The sequence below is a fragment of the Bacillus sp. DE0042 genome (genome assembly GCF_007680225.1).
In the GTDB taxonomy this organism is placed as follows: domain Bacteria; phylum Bacillota; class Bacilli; order Bacillales; family Bacillaceae_G; genus Bacillus_A; species Bacillus_A wiedmannii.
Genome location: NZ_VEJP01000024.1, coordinates 1 through 2,379 on the forward strand (window position 1 = coordinate 1; position 2,379 = coordinate 2,379).

A 2,379-nucleotide genomic window follows, 5' to 3' on the forward strand; every position below is an offset into this window, starting at 1 on the left:
ATGTCAACTAAGTTTTTTATTTCGTTTACCGCGTTCTGCGTTATTGCATCGGCGACTTGTTCTATATTACACCTCTAACCTACAATCGTCAATATGTTTTTATAAAAAACTTCATTTTTTTTAAAATCCTATTTACGTTATTAATTTATCTATTTATATACCTCTTCTATAAGAATAGATAAGCAACCCATGAAACACTCTATGGGTTGCTATTCCATCATAAAAACTATTGTTCTTTTGAAGGTACAGAACAACTTTCATCCGTACAAGACATATCGCTTCCACCCTCTGAAGAAAGCTCTTGTAACTTAGGTGCAGGGTTCTCTTCTTCCCAAACTTGCTGAAGTGCACCAACAAAAGTTTCAAGTGGTTGCGCACCTGAAATAGCATACTTTTGATTAATAATAAAATAAGGTACTCCTGAAATTTGATATTGCTGAGCAATCGCTTCATCAATTCTAACATCATTTACATATGCACTTTTATCATTAATAACACGTAAAGCTTCTTGCTTATCTAAACCTGAAGCTTCAGCAATAGTAGCAAGCGTATCCACATCACTTAAATTTTTCGATTCAGTGAAATATGCAAAAAGTAGATTTTCCGTAATCTCTTTTTCTTTCCCTTGATCCTTTGCAAATTTTGCAAGACGATGCGCATCAAAAGTGTTCGTCGGCTTCATCTCATCAAAATTAAAACTTAACCCCATACTAGCTGCATGATTGCCTAATTGTATATTATTACGCTTAGCTTCTTCAATACTAATCCCATACTTTGATGCAAGTACTTCATTAATACTTGTTCCAGAATAGATTGGAGCATTTTGATCTAATTCAAAACTTTTAAACTCGACTTCAACATCCTTCTTATGCGGAAATTGCTCTAAAGCCATTTCTAATCTACGTTTCCCAATATAGCAAAATGGGCATACAAAATCTGACCATACTTCAATTTTCATAGAAACACCTCATTAACATGTAGTTTTCAATTATTGTAGCATTGGCAATAAGGAATTCAAAAATTTATGCTTCAAACCTTATATACTACAAACTAAAATGAGTTTTTAAATAGAAAAAACGATAATCAAAAGTATAAAAACATTTCCTTCTGATTATCGTATATACAAATCTAAAACAATCTAATTACGCTGGAATGTATCTCCCCACGAACTTCCATACGGTATTCCAATATTTATTCGAATCTACCTTCTCGGCTTCTCCATGTCCAGCACCTGGAACAATTAATTTCTCTTTTTCTACTTTTGCAGCATTATATACTTCAGCTAACATTTCATAAGGAACGAATGTATCAGCATCCCCATGAATAAATAGCATCGGTGTTTTACTTTTCGCTACTTGTTTTACAGCTGAAGCTTCTTCTAAATCATATCCAGCTCTTAATTTTGTAACTGTATTTGCCGCATTCATAACAGGAAACTTTGGCAAATGGAATAAATCTTTTAGTTGATACGTAAATTCATCAATAACAGTTGAGTATCCACAATCTTCAATAATAACTTTAACGTTAGAAGGTAACTCTTCACCTGAAGTCATCATTACAGTTGCTCCTCCCATCGAAACACCAAAGAGTGCTATTTCAGCATTAGGGTCTTTCTTTACAATTTGTTGAATCCAAATCAAAATATCTTTACGATCGTGCCAGCCCATCCCTATATAATTGCCTTCACTATTTCCATGCCCACGAAGATCTGGCGCTATGACGTTATATCCTTCTTCATAAAAATTCCGGATATATTTCGTCATTTTCGATGCCCTACTATCATATCCATGAACTACAATTGCCCATTTATGGCTAGATTGTTCATTCATATATTCATAACCTGTTAATTTCAACTTATCGAAAGCATTTATGTTTCGTATATTAGGTTTATGATTTGAGACAAAGCTCGCATCCTTTTCTTCATTTGTAGCGAACACACCTCCCGATGCATTCACAGTTTCTACTAAGTGAGGATTATCCTCTAAAAACTCTTTCTCTTGTTTCGCATTCAACGCATAATTATAAAAATAATTCCCGACTAACATATAAGTAATTGCTAGAAGGACTAAAACTACTATAGTAATTACACCTATCTTTTTCATATTATCTCCTTTTTCAAAATTAAATCTTCTTATATTCAAGTACTCAAAAAACAACTGCACTATTTTAACATACCGACAGATCGCCTCTACAAAAAATAAGATAGAAAATCTTAAACTACACATCAAAAATGATGAAAGAAAATGAATATGAGGGGATCAAAAAAATAAGGATTACTTACTTGAAGCTGATAAGAAGTTTAAAACACAAAAAAGACGAGTCATTCTGACTCGTCTTAAAGTTGCTTGGCGACGTCCTACTCTCACAGGGACAAGGTCC

2 protein-coding genes are annotated in these 2,379 nt (G+C 33.4%); both read right to left on the reverse strand.

Going from position 1 to position 2,379, the window contains the following annotated elements; all coding sequences use genetic code 11:
• Window positions 1-226: 226 nt before the first annotated feature.
• Window positions 227-958, reverse strand: a complete 732-nt coding sequence (locus FS802_RS30575; RefSeq protein WP_000687931.1) for a DsbA family oxidoreductase — start codon at window positions 956-958, stop codon at window positions 227-229.
• A gap of 184 nt (window positions 959-1,142) precedes the next feature.
• Window positions 1,143-2,102: an alpha/beta hydrolase gene (locus FS802_RS30580; protein WP_000719803.1), complete on the reverse strand. Its 960-nt coding sequence runs from the start codon at window positions 2,100-2,102 to the stop codon at window positions 1,143-1,145.
• Between the last annotated feature and the right edge of the window lie 277 nt (window positions 2,103-2,379).